This is a genomic window from Paenibacillus puldeungensis, from assembly GCF_042678945.1.
GTDB classification, from domain to species: domain Bacteria; phylum Bacillota; class Bacilli; order Paenibacillales; family Paenibacillaceae; genus Fontibacillus; species Fontibacillus puldeungensis.
Genome location: NZ_JBHTLM010000003.1, coordinates 1 through 20,406, shown reverse-complemented (window position 1 = coordinate 20,406; position 20,406 = coordinate 1). Strand labels below are relative to the sequence as shown.

18 protein-coding genes and 2 pseudogenes are annotated in these 20,406 nt (G+C 47.6%); 1 reads left to right on the top strand and 19 read right to left on the bottom strand.

What is annotated here, in order from left to right; all coding sequences use genetic code 11:
• Positions 1–33 precede the first annotated feature (33 nt).
• The 6 genes from metH to ACFQ3W_RS04985 form a co-directional block, all read right to left on the bottom strand.
• Positions 34–3,471 carry a methionine synthase gene (gene metH / locus ACFQ3W_RS05010; protein WP_379317277.1) on the bottom strand — a complete coding sequence of 1,146 codons (3,438 nt, stop codon included), beginning with the start codon at positions 3,469–3,471 and terminating at the stop codon, positions 34–36.
• Positions 3,472–3,800: 329 nt separating this feature from the next.
• A complete protein-coding gene (locus ACFQ3W_RS05005; protein ID WP_379317275.1) occupies positions 3,801–4,205 on the bottom strand; it encodes a FixH family protein in 405 nt (134 codons plus the stop codon).
• A 63-nt stretch (positions 4,206–4,268) separates the two neighbouring features.
• A complete protein-coding gene (locus tag ACFQ3W_RS05000; protein WP_379317273.1) occupies positions 4,269–5,063 on the bottom strand; it encodes an HAD family hydrolase in 795 nt (264 codons plus the stop codon).
• Positions 5,064–5,144: 81 nt separating this feature from the next.
• Positions 5,145–5,681 carry a hypothetical protein gene (locus tag ACFQ3W_RS04995; protein WP_379317271.1) on the bottom strand — a complete coding sequence of 179 codons (537 nt, stop codon included), beginning with the start codon at positions 5,679–5,681 and terminating at the stop codon, positions 5,145–5,147.
• 13 nt (positions 5,682–5,694) lie between these two features.
• On the bottom strand, positions 5,695–5,868 hold the full coding sequence (locus tag ACFQ3W_RS04990; RefSeq protein WP_379317269.1) for a DUF896 domain-containing protein: 174 nt from the start codon (positions 5,866–5,868) through the stop codon (positions 5,695–5,697).
• Positions 5,869–6,087: 219 nt separating this feature from the next.
• A complete protein-coding gene (locus ACFQ3W_RS04985; protein ID WP_379317267.1) occupies positions 6,088–6,447 on the bottom strand; it encodes a LysM peptidoglycan-binding domain-containing protein in 360 nt (119 codons plus the stop codon).
• Positions 6,448–6,642: 195 nt separating this feature from the next.
• Here ACFQ3W_RS04985 and lexA point away from each other — a divergent pair, with 195 nt between their 5' ends.
• The gene (gene lexA / locus ACFQ3W_RS04980) at positions 6,643–7,269 is read left to right on the top strand and encodes a transcriptional repressor LexA (RefSeq protein ID WP_379317265.1); all 627 of its coding nucleotides are present in this window, start codon (positions 6,643–6,645) and stop codon (positions 7,267–7,269) included.
• Between the two features lie 84 nt (positions 7,270–7,353).
• On the opposite strand, the gene ACFQ3W_RS04975 is transcribed toward lexA, so the two are convergent.
• The 13 genes and pseudogenes from ACFQ3W_RS04975 to ACFQ3W_RS04915 all read right to left on the bottom strand — a co-directional run.
• On the bottom strand, positions 7,354–7,506 hold the full coding sequence (locus ACFQ3W_RS04975; RefSeq protein WP_379317263.1) for a hypothetical protein: 153 nt from the start codon (positions 7,504–7,506) through the stop codon (positions 7,354–7,356).
• Between the two features lie 241 nt (positions 7,507–7,747).
• A pseudogene (glnA, locus tag ACFQ3W_RS04970) lies at positions 7,748–9,081 on the bottom strand (type I glutamate--ammonia ligase).
• A gap of 24 nt (positions 9,082–9,105) precedes the next feature.
• Positions 9,106–9,516 (bottom strand): MerR family transcriptional regulator, encoded by a 411-nt coding sequence (locus tag ACFQ3W_RS04965; protein ID WP_379317261.1) that lies wholly within the window; start codon positions 9,514–9,516, stop codon positions 9,106–9,108.
• An 82-nt stretch (positions 9,517–9,598) separates the two neighbouring features.
• Positions 9,599–10,852, bottom strand: coding sequence for a methionine gamma-lyase family protein (locus tag ACFQ3W_RS04960; RefSeq protein ID WP_379317259.1), 1,254 nt, complete (start codon positions 10,850–10,852; stop codon positions 9,599–9,601).
• Between the two features lie 36 nt (positions 10,853–10,888).
• On the bottom strand, positions 10,889–12,199 hold the full coding sequence (gene hflX, locus ACFQ3W_RS04955) for a GTPase HflX (protein ID WP_379317257.1): 1,311 nt from the start codon (positions 12,197–12,199) through the stop codon (positions 10,889–10,891).
• A gap of 35 nt (positions 12,200–12,234) precedes the next feature.
• Positions 12,235–13,203 (bottom strand): AAA family ATPase, encoded by a 969-nt coding sequence (locus tag ACFQ3W_RS04950; RefSeq protein WP_379317255.1) that lies wholly within the window; start codon positions 13,201–13,203, stop codon positions 12,235–12,237.
• 99 nt (positions 13,204–13,302) lie between these two features.
• Entirely contained in the window at positions 13,303–13,977 is a 675-nt protein-coding gene (locus ACFQ3W_RS04945) for a YdcF family protein (RefSeq protein ID WP_379317253.1), read from the bottom strand.
• A 12-nt stretch (positions 13,978–13,989) separates the two neighbouring features.
• Positions 13,990–14,550 carry a DUF402 domain-containing protein gene (locus ACFQ3W_RS04940; RefSeq protein ID WP_379317251.1) on the bottom strand — a complete coding sequence of 187 codons (561 nt, stop codon included), beginning with the start codon at positions 14,548–14,550 and terminating at the stop codon, positions 13,990–13,992.
• Between the two features lie 168 nt (positions 14,551–14,718).
• On the bottom strand, positions 14,719–17,331 hold the full coding sequence (locus tag ACFQ3W_RS04935; protein WP_379317249.1) for a PBP1A family penicillin-binding protein: 2,613 nt from the start codon (positions 17,329–17,331) through the stop codon (positions 14,719–14,721).
• A 202-nt stretch (positions 17,332–17,533) separates the two neighbouring features.
• Entirely contained in the window at positions 17,534–17,773 is a 240-nt protein-coding gene (hfq, locus tag ACFQ3W_RS04930) for an RNA chaperone Hfq (protein WP_379317247.1), read from the bottom strand.
• Positions 17,774–17,797: 24 nt separating this feature from the next.
• On the bottom strand, positions 17,798–18,772 hold the full coding sequence (gene miaA / locus ACFQ3W_RS04925) for a tRNA (adenosine(37)-N6)-dimethylallyltransferase MiaA (RefSeq protein ID WP_379317245.1): 975 nt from the start codon (positions 18,770–18,772) through the stop codon (positions 17,798–17,800).
• On the bottom strand, positions 18,765–19,541 hold the full coding sequence (locus ACFQ3W_RS04920) for a class I SAM-dependent methyltransferase (protein ID WP_379317243.1): 777 nt from the start codon (positions 19,539–19,541) through the stop codon (positions 18,765–18,767). Before ACFQ3W_RS04920 ends, miaA begins: the two co-directional genes overlap by 8 nt.
• A 21-nt stretch (positions 19,542–19,562) precedes the next feature.
• A pseudogene (locus ACFQ3W_RS04915) lies at positions 19,563–20,165 on the bottom strand (DNA mismatch repair endonuclease MutL); the annotation flags it as partial.
• Between the last annotated feature and the right edge of the window lie 241 nt (positions 20,166–20,406).

Here is a 20,406-nt window from a genome sequence, read left to right as displayed (position 1 = left end):
CCTCCGAATCTCGGAGGGTTCATGGATGTTATTTTATGCTTTATCAACATTAAAATACTGGGCCCCCGGGTGCGCAAATACAAGCGCTGATACAGATGCCTCCGGCTCCATCATAAAGCCCTCTGTAAGCTGAATACCGATATCTTCCGGCTTCATTAACTCAAACAACAGCTGTTGATCCTCCAAGTTTGGGCAAGCCGGGTATCCGAACGATACGCGAATACCTTGATACCGCGCGCCGTGACGCTGTTTCATCGTCATTTCTTGCGGATCCGGGAAGCCCCAAGTGTCGCGCATCATATGATGAACCCGCTCAGCCAACGCTTCAGCCATCTCTAAAGCAACAGACTGCAGCGCATGAGAGCGAAGGTAATCCCCCTTCTCCTTCCATGCTTCGGACAACTGACGTATCCCTTGTCCTGCAGTAACAACTAAAAATCCAACGTAATCCATTTCACCGCTATCCACCGACTTCAGGAAGTCAGCTAGGCACAAATACGGCTCCACCTGTTGTCTAGGAAAGCTGAACCGCTTAAGTACGCGAGAATGGTCGGCCGGGTCGTAAATCAAGATATCATTGCCCGAAGACTGGGCCGGGAAGAAGCGATACATCGCCTGTGTCCGAACGATTCCCTCCGTTACAGCCTCATGAAGAATATGATCAACCGTTTCTTTTAGTTGCAAGGCTTTAGCATCTCCAGCAGCCAACAGCTGCTCCACAGATCCTCTTAGCCCAAGGTGATGGCCAAGCAGCATTTGCATATTCATATAAGGAACGATATGACTGATCGGGTAATCACGCAAAATGTGCCGCTCCAGATCTGGCGGAATAAATATCGGCACGTCCGTAGAGATTTTGGAACGCTGCACACGAGTTAACTCCGGCAGTTTCTCGAGAGTGGTAGAAGAGGAATCGGCCTCTTTTTCCGCCTCCATCTCTAAACGTATCTGTTCACGGCTGGTGGAATCCATCAGTTTATTGGCTAAATCGAGCCCATCCATCGCATCCTTTGCATATACAACCATGCCGTCATACTCCGGACGAATCCGTGTCTTCGTAAATTTCCGCGTGAGGGCAGCACCGCCTACCATAATCGGAACATCGATACCCGCATTTCGCAAATCCTGGGCCGTCGTTACCATTTGCTGAGCCGATTTCACCAAAAGACCGGATAAACCGATAATGTCAACTTTTTCTTCACGATAGGCTTCTATAATGCGTTCCGGTGGTACTTTTATGCCCAAATTGACGATTTGGTAACCGTTATTGGATAGAATGATCTCCACTAGGTTCTTTCCGATATCATGGACGTCCCCTTTAACGGTCGCAAGTAATATTTTACCTTTAACGCTTGTTTCATTCTTCTCCATAAACGGCTCAAGATACGCAACCGAGGCTTTCATGACCTCCGCACTTTGCAGCACCTCGGCGACAATCAACTCGTTATTGTTGAATAGCCGGCCAACCTCTTCCATCCCAGCCATCAGCGGACCGTTGATGATCTCAAGCGCGGTATACCGTCCAAGAGCTTGGTCCAAGTCAGGAATTAGCCCTTCTTTTGTTCCTTCCACAACATAAGAAGCCAGCCGTTCTTCCAGGGACAAATTAATAGATTTTTCTTGTTTCTCAATCTTTTTATTCCGAAATGCAGCCACAAACGCTGCTAGTGTCTCATCATTGGTACGATAAATCAGGTCCTCGGCTAGCTTACGCTCCTCCTCCGAGATCGAAGCATAACGCTCCAACTTCTCCGTATTGACGATAGCATAGTCAAGCCCAGCTTTAGTACATTCATATAGGAAAACCGAATTCAGCACTTCTCGGCCAGCTTCAGGAAGTCCAAAGGATACGTTGCTGATACCAAGAACGGTATGACAAAAAGGCATGGCCTCTTTGATTAGCCGAATTCCTTCTATAGTCTCCTTAGCGGAACCGATATACTGTTCGTCCCCCGTACCAACCGGAAATACGAGCGGATCAAAAATAAGGTCTTCAGGACTTAAGCCATACTTATTCACAAGCAGATCATGGGAGCGTTTGGCAACCTCCAGTTTGTCCTCGCGCTTAATTGCTTGACCCCGTTCGTCGATCGTGCCAACCACGACCGCCGCACCATATTTATGAATCAGAGGGGTGACCCGTTCAAACTTCTCTTCCCCGTCTTCAAGGTTAATGGAGTTAATTATCGATTTGCCTTGGCAGTATTTAAGGGCCAAATCGAGCACCTTGGCATCGGTCGTATCAATCATGAGCGGAACCTTTACTTTCTTAACGACAAGCTCAAGAAATTGCTCGATGTCTTCCGACTCATCGCGGTCCGGATCCTGCACGCACACGTCGATCACCTGGGCCCCATTTTTCACCTGTGCCCGGGCAATTTCCGAAGCTTCTTCATATTTGCCTTCTACTATAAGTCGTTTAAATTTACGGGATCCCAGAACATTCGTTCTCTCTCCGACTAAATACGGACGGTTAGCAGACTCAATATATACCGGCTCGATGCCCGACAATGCGGGAGCATGCTCACCGGCTACCGGGCGTGGAGAATACCCGCTCAATTTAGATGCGAGGGCAGCGATATGCGCCGGTGTTGTACCGCAGCAGCCACCAGCGATGTTGAGCCAGCCCTGCTCGGCAAAGGCGGACAATTTCATAGCGAGTGAGTCCGGCGACTCATGGTAGTTGCCATTTTCATCCGGCAGCCCGGCATTAGGGTAACAACTGACAGCTGATTTGGCGATTCCAGCCAAGGTACGAATGTGGTCGCGCATAAACTCCGGACCCGTCGCACAGTTCAAACCTATTGAGATTGGCTTTAAGTGCTCCAGCGAAATATAGAAAGCCTCTATGTTTTGCCCAGCCAATGTCGTGCCCATGGGTTCAATCGTTCCAGAAATCATAAGTGGGAGCTTCTTCCCCGTTTTCTCAAAAGCACGAGTTATCCCAATGCTTCCGGCTTTCACATTAAGAGTATCCTGCGAAGTTTCCAGCAGCAAAGCATCAACTCCGGCTTCAACCAGGGCAACAGCCTGCTCCTCATAGCTATCCGTGAGCACATCGAAGGTGACACCACCGGTAACGGATAAAGTCTTGGTTGTTGGTCCGAGCGCCCCGATAACATAACGAGGATGATCCGGGGTGCTGTATTTCATGGCCGCCGCTATGGCCAGCTTTGCAGCCGCCAGGTTTATTTCCCGCGCTTTATGCGGAATATCGTATTCAGCCAGTACGACGGAGGTCGCACCAAATGTATTCGTTTCAATTAAGTCGGCTCCAGCCGCTAAATATTTCTCATGTATCCCTTGAATCACATCCGGACGGGTGAGTACGAGCATTTCGTTGCAGCCTTCGAGCTCTTCTCCACCAAAATCAGCAGGAGATAAATCCTCTTGCTGGATCATGGTTCCCATCGCTCCATCGAGAATCAATATTCGTTCTTTCATTCTTGCATCCAGGCTCGGTTTACTCATGATCATGTCCCTCCCGTAAAACGTTAAGTTTTAGTTTAACAGAATGATGCACTTATGAAAAGACCACTTACATTTTTCAGTTAAAATAAAAAGCCTTGATTGACTAAGGATCAGCAGCGCTATAAAAAGTATTTTTCAGATGACAAGGCTCCTGTAACCGTGATAATCCGGCTTTTTATATTGTATGTAATCCTATGATATAAATCAGAATTAAAACACGAATAAATTATACATTATTGCAGAATAAAGTTCGGAAATGAAAGATGTAAAAAAAGCTGCCTGCATATCTTATCGAATGCAAGCAGCTTTAGATATTTCACAAATCGGTACTATTTCACTGTAAATTGCTTGGATGGCATAGAATGCTGATCCCGTGCAGTGACATGGGAAATCACCTTGTAGGTTCCCGGCTCGTTAAACGTATGTTCCAGCACATAGGTGCCTTTACCCGTTCCTTTAACCGTTACTTTGCTGTGCTCGGCCTCATCGTCTCCGGTTTTCCAAAACTCAAACATGACTTCTGCAGCATCATTCACGTCTTCACCACTTTGTGTGACTTTCGCTGTAAAAGTTACTTTATCTTCAGTTTTTGCGCCGTCTGGAGTCACCTGAAGCTCAACCTGGATCGGCTCCAGTTGCATATCTTCTATAGCCGTCGTTTCCGCGCGTCCACAACCGCTGAGTAAGATAATCAAAAGTGATAAGGTCCAAATAAGCCAGCCTTTTCCCTTCAATATGAATTTTCCTCCTTCTAAACGGTGCACCAGCACTATCGCTTACAGAGCCTATGCGCAGGATTAAGACAATTGTCTTATAATATCATGCAGCTCGGAAAGATGCTTAATTTCAAAGTCTGGAACAATTTCATCGCTGTGTGTTTTACCTACGCGATTCACCCAAACAGCGGTCATACCGACACTAAGTGCTCCCTTGATGTCTGTCGTTAGTTTATCGCCAACCATAATTCCTTCGTTTGGTTGAATGCCTAGGCGTTCAAGCGCATGGTGAAAAATAGACGGATCTGGTTTACCTTTTCCAAAGTCCCCTGAAATAATAACTTCGTCGAAGTACGGAGCAAGCTCCGGTACCCCATCCAGTTTCTCTTGTTGGAGTGCAGGACAACCATTGGTGAGCAGCAGAAGCTTAACCTTCCCTTGCAATTCATTTAATACATTAAAGGTTTCCTCATACACATGAGGACGGTTACGACGTTCATTGACAAACCGGTCAGCGAGCTTCTCGGCCAATTCCTCATCATCAACACTTAGAGCAATCAACCCACGTCTCCAAGACTCTTTACGGTATATCGGAGCGAGCTGCTCCAATTGACGGAATTCCGGCTGTTCTCCGGCTGAGAAATTAGCCCACAACCCTTCAAACGGGTTAATCCCAATCATCTTAGTAAATGGATACGTTTCATAGGACTGATAAAGCTCTCTGGCTTCCCTACGAACAGCCTCCTCGAGTTTACCCGGGTCAACGCCGTGCACTTTCTGTGCTTCGCGGCAGGTCTCCTCAAAAGCCTCTTTTACACTGCGATCGTCCCATAGCAGCGTGTCATCCAGATCAAAACAAACCGCTCTGATTGTCATTGTCTCAAACCTCTCTCCATGTTATCCCTTTATATAGGCAGATCGATCCGTCACCTGCGATGATCCACTGTTTCTAATGTTTTATTCCTTAACTAGTGTAACGTGATGCGTTTTGGCATACAACTCAAGCCGAGTAGCCATTGCCTCGGTATCAAACCGATTGCGCGTACGGTAAAATACCCAGCTTGCATCTTTGCCTTTAGGCACAATGACGATTTTGTTGCGCATGACTTGGATTTTGCTGATGTTTCCTGCATCGATCATCCGGTCACGGTTAAACTTTGTCGTATACAGCCAGCTTTTATTAATACGAAGATAAGGCTTTCGTAAAAATAACGCCAAAGCAAGGATCATGTACAGTCCAATGGTGATCCAGTACATCGCTGAGTTTACTTCTGCTGCGTTTCCTATAAGACCCACAGCCGCATACAAGAGAGCGACGAGAACAAGAAGAGACGGCAAAATAATGTTGCGTCCCTTAAACACATCACCGTCTCCATTGGCTCCCTGTGTAGCTCTCGGGTTTTTGCTGCCCTGTCCATTGTTTAAAGTCGGGCCTTTTCCTTTCTTGTTCATTCTGAGCTGATTCCGCTCTACTTTACGGTCAAACGAAGCCATGCAAGTTCCTCCCCTATTTATCTACAATCTCGATGGATTCGAGCTGCTGACGAAAGTTTCTGCGGACGTTTTGCAAATAGGTTTCCCGAAGATGGGCTCTCTCCAGCATCTCGTCCTGCGTTAATCCTTCTGTTTTATGCTTGTGAGCCAATTCATTAATCCGCTTAACTAAAGCATCAATATCCATAGTATCCTCCTGGTTCATCAATCTTCTATTCCCCATCATACCGTCTCCAACTAGGTGGTTGTTAGGCGGTAAGGTTGGGTAAGACATTAATTCTTACTTTGACATGAGAAAAAGAGCTTGTCAAGGCGACATCATAACAACGATCGATCGCACTAAACAAGCCCTATTATTTATAGAAGCGTCTAAAATATACATATAAAGGTGAAGCTGGTTGGCACGCTATTTCCATGGGAGATTAAGTGTATCTCCTGCCTTAATTGCACTGGATGACAAGTTGTTCATCTTCATGATCTTCTCAATATATATTCTGGTGTCTTTGCCCTGAGGTTTATGTTCAGATGCTATTTTCCAAAGTGTATCCCCAGGCATGACGACGATACTCTTCTGTAGGGTACGATTTCCATCTTCCGAAGAAGAAGCGAAAGCCGTTACCATGCCTGTACAGGTGATACATAAAACAACCAGTACTACTGCCAGTTTAGCAAGCCCTTTATGAAATAAAAAAGTATGTATTCCTTCATTTCGCACCTGGCGAGAAGGTTTGTCATAAATACTTTGGTAAGTGCTATATTTCAACATCGCTCATCACTCCAAACAAATGTTCTTATTGATAAATTTAATATAACACGAACATTTGTTTGTTTCAATACCTTTTCAGAACATTCGTTCCCTTATTTTTTTAGAACCTCCCGGTTCATTTAGAACTAATGTTTGTACGAACGGCAGTTCTGTGTTATAATTTTTCCAAACGTTACTAATGGGGTTGATGCATGTATGTCTAAGGTATCCAGCCGACAGCAGGCCATTCTTGAATTTATACGCAGCGAAGTTCGGGCGAAAGGATATCCTCCTTCTGTCCGGGAGATCGGTGAAGCCGTCGGACTAGCTTCCAGTTCTACCGTTCATGGCCATTTGGACCGACTGGAGAAGAAAGGACTTATTCGCCGGGATCCAACCAAGCCTCGTGCAATCGAGCTTTTGGGGCAGGAAGAATCAGAGAATTTGAGCCTGTTCGCACATAGTGTGAAACGTGTTCCTGTAGTCGGTAAAGTCACTGCAGGTATGCCGATTACAGCAACGGAGAATATTGATGACTATTTCCCTCTTCCTGAGCATTATGCTGGTGATGGCGAAATATTTATGCTATCGGTTATCGGAGATAGCATGATCGAAGCCGGGATACATAGTGGGGATTACGTCATTGTGCGGCAGCAGCAGACAGCTGACAACGGAGATATCGTTGTAGCCATGACAGAAGAAGACGAAGCAACGGTTAAAACTTTTTACAAAGAAAAAGACCACATTCGCTTACAGCCGGAAAATTCAACGATGCAACCGATTCGGCTGAAAAATGTAACCATTCTTGGCAAAGTGGTAGGTCTGTTCAGAGACTTTCACTAACGTCGTTGACTTAAAGCTTTAAGCAAAGCAATAAAAATAGGACGAAAGCTGAGTTAACTCCCTGCTTTGTCCTATTTTTTATATCTATTCCCATTTGATATCAAGGTAGTTCAACGTATTGAATCCGTACCTCTTACGCTTTCCGCGTTCTGCCCTTCCAACACCTAAGCGTTCCGTAACCCACCAATGCTTTAACCGATAACGTCTGCGCTGATATCTTTTCAATTCGGTTACCATTTCCATCAACCTCCTTATACGCATAAGGTATCCAATTGACGGATTATTACGCATACCCATAAAAATTTCAGTTAGGCATTAAAGAGAATGCGCAGGTGGACGTCGAAACAATCCGGCTTAGATGACCCGGTTGAAGCACGAACATCCGTTCTTCAAAATAAAAATAGTCGGGACAATCTGTCCCGACTTGAATATAAGTAAAAAAACCTCTGAAGCCTTAGCCCCAGAGGATTTCTCTATCTTAATACAACGTCATATATTGATCGCGTTCCCATGGATGCACTTGCGTGCGGAAGATATCCCATTCGATTTCTTTTAGCTCATAGAAGTGAGTCAGAGCATGATCGCCGAGTGCTTCGGAAATAATTTCGCTGCGAAGCAGTTCTCCGAGAGCTTCCTTCAGATCGGATGGCAAGCTTGGAATGCCTTCTTCTACACGTTCTTCTTCCGACATTATATAGATGTTGCGGTCAACCGGATCAACCAGAGGCAGCTCATTTTTGATTCCGTCAAGACCGGCTTTGAGCATTACTGCCAAAGCAAGGTATGGGTTAGCTGCAGGGTCCGGGTTACGAACTTCGATCCGAGTGCTAAGTCCGCGGGAAGCCGGAATCCGGATCATTGGGCTGCGGTTGCTGGAGGACCAAGCAACGTAGCATGGAGCTTCATAGCCCGGAACGAGACGTTTGTAGGAATTGACCGTCGGGTTGGTAATCGCCGCAAAGGAACGGGCATGTTTCAAAATGCCGGCCATATAATAACGAGCTTCCTGACCTGACTAAGACCAAGCGTATCGTTATTATCAAAGAATGCGTTCGTATCGCCTTTGAACAGCGATTGGTGGCAGTGCATGCCAGAACCGTTCACACCGAACAGCGGCTTAGGCATAAATGTAGCATGAAGGCCGTGTTGACGAGCGATCGTTTTAACAACAAGCTTAAATGTTTGAATTTGATCCGCTGCTTTAACAGCATTTGCATATTTAAAGTCGATCTCATGTTGGCCAGGAGCCACTTCGTGGTGAGATGCTTCAATTTCAAAGCCCATTTCTTCCAGGGTTAACACGATTTCGCGGCGGCAGTTCTCACCAAGGTCGGTAGGCGCCAAGTCGAAATATCCACCTTGGTCATTCAGTTCGGTGGTTGGGTTCCCTTTATCATCGGTTTTGAACAAGAAGAATTCCGGTTCAGGACCAACATTCATCGAAGTATAGCCCATTTCCTCGGCCTCTTTCAGAACACGCTTCAAAATGGCACGCGGATCACCGGAGAATGGTGTGCCATCAGGCATATACACGTCGCAAATCAAACGAGCTACACGATCTTCCGTGACCCATGGGAAAATAACCCAAGTACTAAGGTCCGGATACAGATACATGTCAGATTCCTCGATACGAACATAACCTTCAATGGAAGAGCCGTCAAACATCATTTTGTTATCCAGCGCTTTTTCCAGCTGACTAACAGGAATTTCTACGTTTTTAATCGTGCCAAGGAGATCGGTAAATTGCAAACGGATAAAACGCACATTTTCTTCTTTGGCAATGCGCAAAATGTCTTCTTTCTTGTAACTCACATTAACCTCTCCTAACTATAAATTTTATATTTTGAAAAATCGAGACAACTCACCTTGTATCAGGGATACCTGTCCCGTTTTGTTCCCCGTAACTAATTGCTGCTTCAACATTCTAAAAAGCTGGGAATCCGTCATTTCCTTGCGTTTTTCTTCTGTATCCTTCGTAATTACCGTCGCATCTTGTGATTCACGGGACATTGGGTTCATTACCTGCTTAATTCCCGCAATATTTACACCTTTATCAATAAGCCCTTTAATCTCAAGCAACCGTTCTACGTCGTTAAAAGAAAAAAGGCGTTGATTCCCTGAGGTACGTGCAGGCACAATGAGCTGATGCTGTTCATAGTATCTAATTTGCCGTGCTGTTAAATCAGTCAGCTTCATGACAATACCGATTGGAAATAAGGCCATGTTTCTGCGAATTTCGTCACTCATCGCTATCAACCTTCCAGTTATTTTATCATGACCTTATCATATGTGAACTATCCTAACATGTCAATAGATGTGTAAGGATAACTTACAACAAGTTACGGTCCTTCATCGTCTGCAAGGCGGTTAATAGACCAAACTTAACGTGAGAGTAAGTAAGTCCACCTTGCATATAAGCGATATACGGAGCACGGATTGGTGCGTCCGCAGACAGCTCTAGGCTGCCTCCCTGGATGAAGGTTCCCGCGGCCATAATAACCGGATGCTCGTAGCCTGGCATATCCCAAGGCTCCGGTACTACATGCCCATCTACAGCGGCTGCCCGCTGCATCCCTTGGACAAATGCAATCAATTGCTCTGGACCGCTAAATTGGATTGCCTGAATAAGGTCCGTCCGCTTTGCCTTCCAGCCCGGCCGGCTTTGGAATCCGGCGCGTTCAAATAGCGCAGCAGCCAGAACGCTTCCTCGCACCGCTTGCCCTACGATGGTCGGCGCCATAAACAGGCCCTGATAAATACCTCGCGTCGTTCCCAGCATGGCGCCCACCTCTCCACCAATACCGGGCGCTGTCAGCCGATAAGAAGCCAGCGTCACTAAATCTGCCTTCCCGCAAATATACCCGCCGGTTTCGGCTAAACCACCGCCGGGGTTCTTGATCAGCGAGCCGGCGATCAGATCGGCTCCAACCTCTGTGGGCTCATGCTCCTCTGTAAATTCCCCATAACAGTTGTCGACGAATACGATGATGTCCGGTTTCAAAGCTTTGACCTTTTGCACCATTTCCCCGATTTGATCCACGGTATAGGAATCCCGCCAGTCGTAACCGCGAGAACGTTGGATACCGATCACTTTCGTCTTATCGTTAATCTTGGATTTTACCGTTTCCCAGTCCACCGTTCCATCTTCCAGCAGGGCCGATTCGCTGTATGTAATACCGTAATCTTGCAGCGAACCGGAACCGTCACCTGGCTTGCCGATCACTTTATGTAGGGTGTCATAAGGCCGGCCTGTAATATACATCAGCTCATCACCAGGACGGAGTACCCCAAATAAAGCTGTAGCAATCGTGTGTGTCCCGGAAGCAAAATGAGGGCGTACCAACGCTGCCTCTGCGCCGAAAACATCAGCATAAACCAGGTCCAGCACCTCGCGTCCCCGGTCATTATAGGCATAACCCGTGGAACCTGCAAAATGAAAGTCACTTACCTGATGCCGTTGAAACGCCTCAATCACTTTCCATTGGTTGATATCTACAATCCGATCAATTTCACGAAAACGACCTTCAACCTGCTGCTCCGATTGTTCCAACCACTCTACAATTTCTTCTGAGAATACTGCCATAGCTTACTATACCTCTCCTCATCATGATTCATGTGCTTAAAATTCCCCGCTGTCATCGCGCTTCTGAATCGCAAAAGGAGCCAGCCGATAGCCATATTTAGCAAAATCGACCTGGTTTACGTTTACTTCGTAAATCATATCTTCCTCATCCATCTGCTTGTCCACTACATCCCCAACGCGATAAAGTACAGGGGTCAGATCACCGCGCTTAGCCGGAATCCGAAAAGAACGCACTCCGCCGGACAGCTTGCTTTGTACAGCTTGGCGAATCGCCTCCAAATCCTTTTCAGAAAAGGCGCTGATCTTTAAGTATCCTTCACCCGCTGGCAGCATTTGCAGCCCTTCAGGCGTACATACATCGATTTTGTTAAAAAGGATGATTTGAGGCTTACCTCCAGCCCCTAATTCATCTAAAATTTGCTGAACAACGTTCATCTGCTCCTGACGCATCTCAGAAGAAGCATCCACGACATGTAAAATAAGGTCAGCTTCATTCGCTTCCTCCAACGTAGCGCGAAATGCTGCCACTAAATCATGCGGCAGATTTTGTATAAATCCGACCGTATCCGTCAGTACTACCTCTTTGCCGCTAGGGAGCATCAAAATACGCGTTGTCGGATCCAACGTCGCAAACAGCTTATTCTCAACATAAACATCGGCCGCCGTTAGTGATCTAAGAAGCGTCGATTTGCCGGCATTCGTATAGCCTACCAGAGCGACCTGAACTACACCGTTCTCTTTCCGCCGGGCACGGTGCAGCTTTCTATGCCTAGTAATCTCCTCCAGCTGTCTTTTAAGTTCGCCGATCCGCCGCCGGATATGCCGCCTGTCAGTCTCCAGCTTGGTCTCCCCTGGTCCCCGCGTTCCTATGCCACCACCTAAGCGGGATAAATTTTTTCCGTGCCCCGCTAGACGCGGGAGCAAATAGGTAAGCTGGGCCAGCTCTACCTGAATGATGCCCTCCCGAGTTTTGGCCCGCTGCGCGAATATGTCCAGAATAAGCTGAGTTCGGTCAATAATTTTTACATCTAGGATTTCCTCAAGATTGCGTACCTGAGCCCCTGACAGTTCCTGATCAAAAATAGCCGTGTTAGCACCAAACTCAAGGATACTATCCCTTAACTCCATTACCTTTCCTTTACCGATATACCATCTTGGATCCGGTTTATCTCGGTTTTGTACTACGCTCTCCGCGACAATCACCCCGGCCGTATCCGCAAGCTGCACAAGTTCACTCAGCGAATAGGCCGGATCGATTCCTTTTTGCTTCATTTCGGGTGTGATCAAGCTAATTAATATCGCTTTGTCGGGAACGGATGTGTTCGTCTCATGGGGTGAACTCGACATGTCCACTGCTCCTTCAATAGGCTCCTGAAAGTTTGTTATATCTTTAAATCCTCAGTTCGTATCGTCATCAATTCCAGTTTACCCGGAGATCCGCCGCCATACTGATTAAGTAGACGCACCGCCTGATGTCTGACGGAACGCTCGATCATATTTCGAACATACCGAGCATTGCTGAACAGATGCTCGCTTTCGCATTTCTCACGCAGCAAATGCTGCTTTAATTTGAGTATCGCCTGCGGCATCAAGATATAGTCGCGTTCCTTTGCCATGCCTTCCGCAATTTGAATTAATTGATCGATCGAATAATCCGGAAAATCCATCTGAATGGGAAAACGGGACGGTAATCCCGGATTTGTGGACAAGAAAAAGTCCATTTCCTCCGAATAGCCAGCGAGAATTAAAATAAATTGATTTTTGTGATCCTCCATCGCTTTAACGAGCGTATCGATTGCTTCTTTACCGAAGTCCTTATCTCCGCCGCGTGCTAAACTATAAGCTTCGTCAATAAACAAAATACCACCCAGTGCCTTCTTGACGAGATCCCTCGTTTTTTGCGCCGTATGACCGATATATTCGCCAACCAAATCCGCCCGCTCCACCTCGATAAGGTGTCCTTTACTAAGCACACCCATCCTTTGGAACATCTTCGCAACAATTCGAGCCACTGTCGTTTTGCCAGTACCCGGATTGCCCTTGAATACCATGTGATATACTTGAGAACCCGACAACAACCCCACATCGGAGCGCATCGACGTAATTTGTAAAAGGGCGTATATTTCGTACATCAATTCCTTAATATGATTAAGTCCAACAAGCTGATCCAATTCTTTCTGAATCTCAGCAAACAAACCTTGCTGCGGCATAGCTTTGACCGAAGGCTGCGGTTCACTATCAGGAACGCTCTGTGATACAACCGGAGGCTCAGAGCTTCTCAGGATAACGTTGATTTGCCGAGATGGTCTTTCTTCATGTGAGCCGCTTCTAGCTACAACACGCCCGGACATTGGCAATCACCTCTTCATAGGTTAGGGCTAAAAAAATAGCATTTAGAGTACACTCCTAAATGTATTCTCTCTCCCTGTCCGTTATTAGAAGTTTTGCTGTTAGTCCTGACGAAGAGCCAATCCTATCTGATCCAGCTTCCATTTCGTATAAGCAAGGATTTCCCGAAACGTATTAGGAATAGGCTTAAGCACCTGCGATTTCGTTAAGGACAGCCTAGGGGATGAATAGTGAAGGGCCTCGGCGATTTCCAGTGCACGGTTTCCATGAAATGTATGCGTTATGATTAGCGCCGAAGTGTACCCTCGCTCCTTCATCATTCGCTGGCTAAACTTTAAATTCTCATAGGTGCTGGTAGCTTGATTCTCAAGCAGCATTTTACTGCGTGGAACCCCGTGTTTCTCCAGATAATTTGCCATTCCCTCCGCTTCCGTGTAAGTGGAATGGCGGGTATCGCGACCACCTGTCAAAATAAACATCTCAAACTTTCCGGCCTGATAATCCTTCAAGCCAAGCTGTAGCCGTTCCTCCAAACCTGGACTTGGCACATCCCCCCATAGGGAAGCCCCTAAAACGATCCCAACTTCAGCTTGTGCTTGATTTGCTGCCGCTGCCGGGTTCTGATCAATACTCCCGATTCGCGCCAGTACATATAGTGCCCAGAGCACACCGAGCACGCAAATTACAATTCCCCATCGGATCAGCCTGTACCAGCCTCTTCTTCGCTGCTTATTGCTCACACCGAATAATGACCGATATTTTACTTTTCTCTTCATAGAGAACATGGATTAACCTCCGGGATGTTTTGTCTCAGAAGTCATAAACCCGTTGCGGTAATGCTCTAAAGATAATTGGAAGTAAGGAAAATGATGTTGATTAATGGCATGAAGCAAATGCTGTGCGGTCTCCGTCGCCATATCATAATCTTTGACGGTGATCAAACCTTTATGTAGTGCCTCATCCAGCTCGTCCTCATCGAGAAGAAAAATCTCCCCGTTCTTCAGAACGACGATATCCAGATATAGATCATCAAACCAAGGAACCCCTTGGTCCGTAACCCCTTGCGTTTTACAAACATCGATGTACCATTCAACAATGCTTCCTTGATCGTCAAACATGGCTGTCACGACAAAGTGAGCCCCTTTGGGGTAATATTGCAGCCAGGTATAACCTTTATCAGCGATCCGGAATGTGTGTCCACCGTAGGTTTTCCACAGGGGATCGCGCAAGGCGAAAATGCTGTACAGCGTAACATAACCCGTAAAAATGTCGCTCTCCACATACTTGGATTTGAAATGACGCTGGGTGATGCGGCGCCAATTCGCGCGGTCTCCGAATTTTCGCTTCATAGTACTTTACCCTTTCAACACAATGTACTATCAGCTTACCATATTTGAAAGAGAGTCACAAAAGTCATTTTCAGCAGTTGGCTCCAAACTTTTGTAAAAAAGAAGAACCTCTACCCATGAAACCATGGTTTGAGGTCCTTCAAATGATAAAAGCAGCAAGCTGTTTGCTTATCCTCCCGTATTCGGCGGAACTTCGCCCGCACCGGTTGTTGGTGCTGTATTTTGGCCGCCAGTATCGGTCTGACTCCCTGTATCTCCAGCTGGTGGATTAACCGTACCGGAATTGTTGCCTCCAGAATCGCCAGGTACCCAGCCATTGTTGCCGGTTCCGGATCCATTCCCATTATTTACGCCTGATCCATTACCGTTACCATTGCCATTGCCGTTTCCTGCACCTTGATGACCGTTGCTGTGTTCAGGTGGTGTTCCCTGGGTGTTGTCGCCCCCGCCCCCTTGGCCATTGTCCGGAGTGCCGGTATCAATTTGCCCTCCGTTACCGGAACCCGGCTCTGTTCCTTCCGGCGGCGTCTCGGAAGCCTCAATTAATACCTGCGCTGTGTTAGATTGCTTACTTTCAACATTGTTAACAGGGTCGTACGCTGTTACATAATAAACGTAACCTGTACCTGCCACAACGCTAATGTCCTCCGCTGCCGGATTGACGGAATCCATATAATGGTTAAAGTTCTTTTCGGAAGCTTCACGCCGGTAAATATGGTAAACCGTGTCTTTCTGGTTGACCCCAGTCCAGCTTAACGAAACCGTACCGGTCCCAGTATTGTAAGAAGCGCTTAGACCTGTTGGGGCGTCCGCCTTCGTTTCCGGCGGCACAACCTTCTTTAGTTCTTTAGGTACAGGGAAGTTTTTAACCGGAACCCCAGACAGCGCATCCTTCATAACTGCGGCGAACAACGCTGCCGTCTGACCACTACTACCGTTCAGCAGGTGGTTCTTATCCGGTTTGTCGTAGCCCATCCAGACGGCCCCCGTCCACTCCGGCGTGTAACCTACGAACCAGACGTCACGGTTTTTGCTGCTTCTAAGCCCCTTAATTCCGTGCTGCGTCGTCCCGGTTTTACCGGCTACCGGACGGTCGATTCTTGCTCTTTTCCCTGTCCCGTCATTAACGACGTTTTCCAGCATCTTAGTCATATAATAAGCAGTTTGTTCACTGAGAACACGTTTTGGTTTCGGTGGATTGTATTTATATCTCTCTACCCCATCATGATCCACAATCGACTTGATGGAATACGGCGGATTGTATTCCCCCCCATTAGCAAATACACTAAAGGCTCCAGCCATCTCCAGCGTGTTCGTACCATGCGTCAAACCACCAAGAGCGATCGCTAAATTGCGGTCATCTTTATCCATCGTAATACCCATCTCTTTGGCATACCTAACACCAGTATCAATACCAACTTCGTTAAGCAACCAGACAGCCGGGATATTTTCCGATTTCGTCAGCGCCTCCGTTAGATTGATCGTTTTGGAGTAGCCGTGCAAATTTCGCGGAGAATAGTTACCGAAGCTTTGCTTCTCATTGCTGATTTGCGAGTCCGGCGTAAACTTCCCGGATTCAAGTGCAGGTGCATACGATACGATCGGCTTAAATGAAGAACCAGGCTGTCTGCGGCTCGTCAGACGGCTAAAGCCCTTTCGTTCATAATCACGACCGCCGAGCAAGGCTACCAGACCTCCATTTTCATGATTCATGATAACCATGGATGCCTGCACCTGCTGGTCGTCCTTACTTTTTTCAAAGTAATCGTCATTGGCGAACGCTTTCTCCAGAGCTTTCTGCGCTTGAGCGTCCATCGTCGTGTAAATTTTGTAGCCGCCGCGGTTAAGCTGGTCCTCGGTCAACCCAAATTTCTCCTCGGCTTCATCAACGACGTAATCCTTGAAGGCCAGGTAGCTCTCATTTTTAGTTGGAGGATCATAATTATAGTCGACCGCTTTCGCCTCATCACGCTGCTGGGCGTTAATGTAACCTTCTTCAAACATCAGATCAAGAACCACACCACGCCGTTCCTTGGAAAAATCCGGGTTAGAGATCGGATTATACCGGGACGGTCCCTTAGGGATTGCCGCCAACGTGGCCATTTGCCACAGCTTCAGATTATTCAAATCGCTTTGACCGAAGTAGCGCTGCGACGCCGCTTTGATACCGTAAGCTCTTTGTCCAAAGAAGATCCGGTTTAAATAAAGCGTCAAAATTTCATCTTTCGTCTTATGACGTTCCAATGCCATGGCGATCGACATTTCCGTAGCTTTACGGAAAAAGGTTTTGTCCGCGCTCAGGAAAATATTTTTAGCTAACTGTTGCGTTATCGTACTGCCGCCTTCGACTAAAGAGCGGGCCACGATATCTTTGGCTGCCGCGCGGCCGATCGACCATAAATCAACCCCGTTGTGCTCAAAGAAACGTCTGTCTTCCGTCGCGACAAAAGCCTCCTTCAGCAGCTTAGGAATTTCCTCGGATTTGACGGGTTCACTCTTATCAATGGACAATTCACCCATTTGAACGCCGGTTCGATCGTACACTTTGGTTGTTTCGTATACCGTCAGCTTATCCTCGTTCTCCCGCAGAATCTTTTCACCGCTGACCGTAATGTACATGTAGCCCGCGATCGCGCAAAAAACCGCCAAAGCAATCGTAAAAAACGAAGTCCAAAGCAATCGTTTTGCTGTTAGCTTTTTCTTTTTATGCTTTTTCGGATGGTCTCCTTTTTTTTCAGGTTTACTGCTTCTCTGCAATCTTGATGAATTATTGCTAGACATGGTTTCTCTGACTCCCTTCTTACCAGTCTCCTAAAAGACAGCTTAAAAAGTGATTTGGACCATGGGTCTATCCATATATCGGTCTAATTGAATAGACTTGCCAAAAACATGGCCGGAAAGAAAAGAACAACCTTGCTCAGGTTGCTCCGTTTCTTTCCTATACTTTTAACGTATTGAATTCTAAAAAGTTTCAGTTACCGGATTAATCCTCAGATGGCGGTTCCTGCATGAGCGAAATGTTCCGCTGCGGCTGGAATGTAGAAATCGCGTGCTTGTACACCATTTGCTGGCGTCCGTCGCTATCGATAACGATGATGTAGTTGTCAAACGCTTTGATCGTCCCTCTGATCTGAAAACCATTCGTCAAAAAGACGGTGACGGGAATGCTCTCCTTACGCAATTGATTAAGAAATGTATCCTGGATATTAATGGTCTTGTTCATAGCCGTACCCCCAATAGGAATCAATTAGTGTTTTGAATTATATTCAAGATCAGTGGGAAACTTTCCTGCTATTATAGCATGGGCTGCTTCCAAAATCCCGGAAAAATTTTCTTCGCCGCCCACATCGATCCATGATATATCCTTCATATGCCGGAACCAGGAGAGCTGCCTTTTGGCAAAACGGCGCGTATCCCTCTTCAATTTCTCTACGGCGTCCGCAAGCGGTACTCCGTCCACCAGGTGTTCGACAATTTCCTTGTAGCCAAGCCCCTGCATAGAAATAAGGTCACGCGTATAGCCTTGACGAATAAGTCCTTCGACTTCTTCAACCAGACCAAGCTGCAGCATCTCATCAATACGTTGTTCAATACGGTTATAAAGCATTTGACGGTCCATTGTCAAACCGATCAAGCACAAGTCGTATGGAGATTGCTTTATTTGCTGCTCCAATTGCGACGATAACGTCCTTCCGGTCAGGTGAAAAATTTCCAGTGCCCGCACGACCCGGCGAACATCGTTCGGATGCAGTTTGGCAGCTGATTTCGGGTCAATTTCGGCTAATTTGGCATGAAGTGCCTCTGGCCCGTTTGTATCTACAAACGCCTGCTGCTGGGCACGAAATTCCTCGTCAGCACCACTTTCTGTAAATTGGAATTCATAGCAGACGGATTCGATATATAGACCGGTACCCCCGACGATAAATGGCAGATGGCCCCGGCTGTGAATTTCAGGAATGAGCTGCCTGCACCATTCTTGAAACTGCGCTACAGAGAATGGCTCGTTCGGATCAAGCACATCGATTAAATGGTGCGGAACCCCATCCATTTCTTCCGGGGTTATTTTTGCGGTGCCGATATCCATCCCCCGATATACCTGCATAGAATCACCGGAAATAATTTCGCAGGAGAACGCCTTGGCCATTTCAATGCTCAGCTTCGTTTTACCGACAGCGGTCGGACCGACGAGGACGAGCAATTTCGGATTTTCAATCTTAGTCAAGCGAAATCACTCCGTAAGCTATTTTAGTATGGGAGCGCTCGCTCACGGTAAAGCCTAACCGTTCAAACTCGGGGCTCCCTTTCTTTTCCTTCAGAACAACCGTTTTTCTGGCGACCCGGCAAGCCTCCTTCACAGCATCAGGATGCAGGCTGGACCGATTGGCAAACGGACGAAGTGGCGAAATGGAGGACGACTCCACGATAGGATCGCGAAACATCGGATCGAAATACACGACGTCTACGCTTTTATCCGGCATCCCCCGCAGCGCCTCCAAATGATTCACATGCCTCGGTTCGATCCGGCGCAGTGCTTCGTCAACAGCTAGCAAGCCAGAAACATAATGCTGCAGTCCTTCATAGAGCAATGCCCAAAGTGGAAGTGAGTCCTCCAGAGCCAGTACTCGGCCTTCCGTACCCACGGCGAGCGAAAACATCATTGAATCGGAGCCAAGTCCAGCCGTACCGTCGACCACTATATCGCCCGGCATGGCCCGTGCCGCCTCCAGCATAGTATCGTTTTCGCCTCTAAGCAGGCGCTTTGCTCTAACGAAGGCCATGCTCGGATGAAATGTGAGCGGCTCCTGACCGGCACGAAATAACCTCGCTCCTTGCTCCAAAACGACAAGAATATCGCTGTCGCCATATCGCTCTGCCATATTTTGCAAAGAGGTTCGACTACGTGGCACATATTTGACTCCCGCTACTGACGCTAGCTGAGTCGCTCTTTGTACGGCTGCGGGAGCTCCGTGATCTCCCGTTGTAATCAACATGATGTGTTCCTCCGTTCTCTCTTACATGACCCGCTTAAACAATTTCTCCAGATCATACGTGGAGAACGAGACGACGATCGGTCTGCCATGGGGACAAGTATAAGGCTGCTTGCACGTGGCAAGACGCTGAATCAACGTATTTGCTTCTTCAGGCGTCAGCTTCTGATTGGCCTTGATGGAAGCTTTACAGGAGACTAGAGTGGACGATTTCTCCCGAAGCTTGGACAAATCAATCGCCCGTTCGCTGAGTACCCACTCTGCCATTTCCTCGATGATAGACGCTTCCTCCCCATTCGGGAACCAATAGGGATGAGAGACGACCCGGAAGGTCCCTCCGCCGAAATGCTCCATAATAACGCCTACGCTTTCGAACCAGTGCAGCCGCTCCTGCAGCTTGGCGCTATCCGAAGGCGTAAACTCAAGCGTAATCGGTATGAGCAGCTCCTGAGAAGCATCGGCCGGGTGACCGAATTTCTCGTAAAAATATTCATAATTTACCCGCTCGTGAGCAGCGTGCTGATCTATTAAATATAGGCCCTGTTCGTTTTGACAGATCAGGTACGTGCCATGGTGCTGTCCGATCAAGGACAGCTCAGGGAATGCCGGAAGCTCCGGCGCCGCCTCTGGCGAGCCGTACAGTGCTTCCGGCATCTCCTGCAGCCGCTCGGCAGGCGGCTGCGGCATAGCGCCGCCGGCCCCGCCGGGCGGCGCATACGGCGACGGGGCCACGCCCGTCGCCCGGGGCTGCGCGGCAGCGCCCTAAGTGGCGCTGCCAGCAGAGCCCTGCTCCCGCAGCGCCCTGGTCGCTGCGGGAGCAGGGGCGCCAGCGCTCCGGGGGCTCATGCCCCCCGGAGCTTGCGCCGTG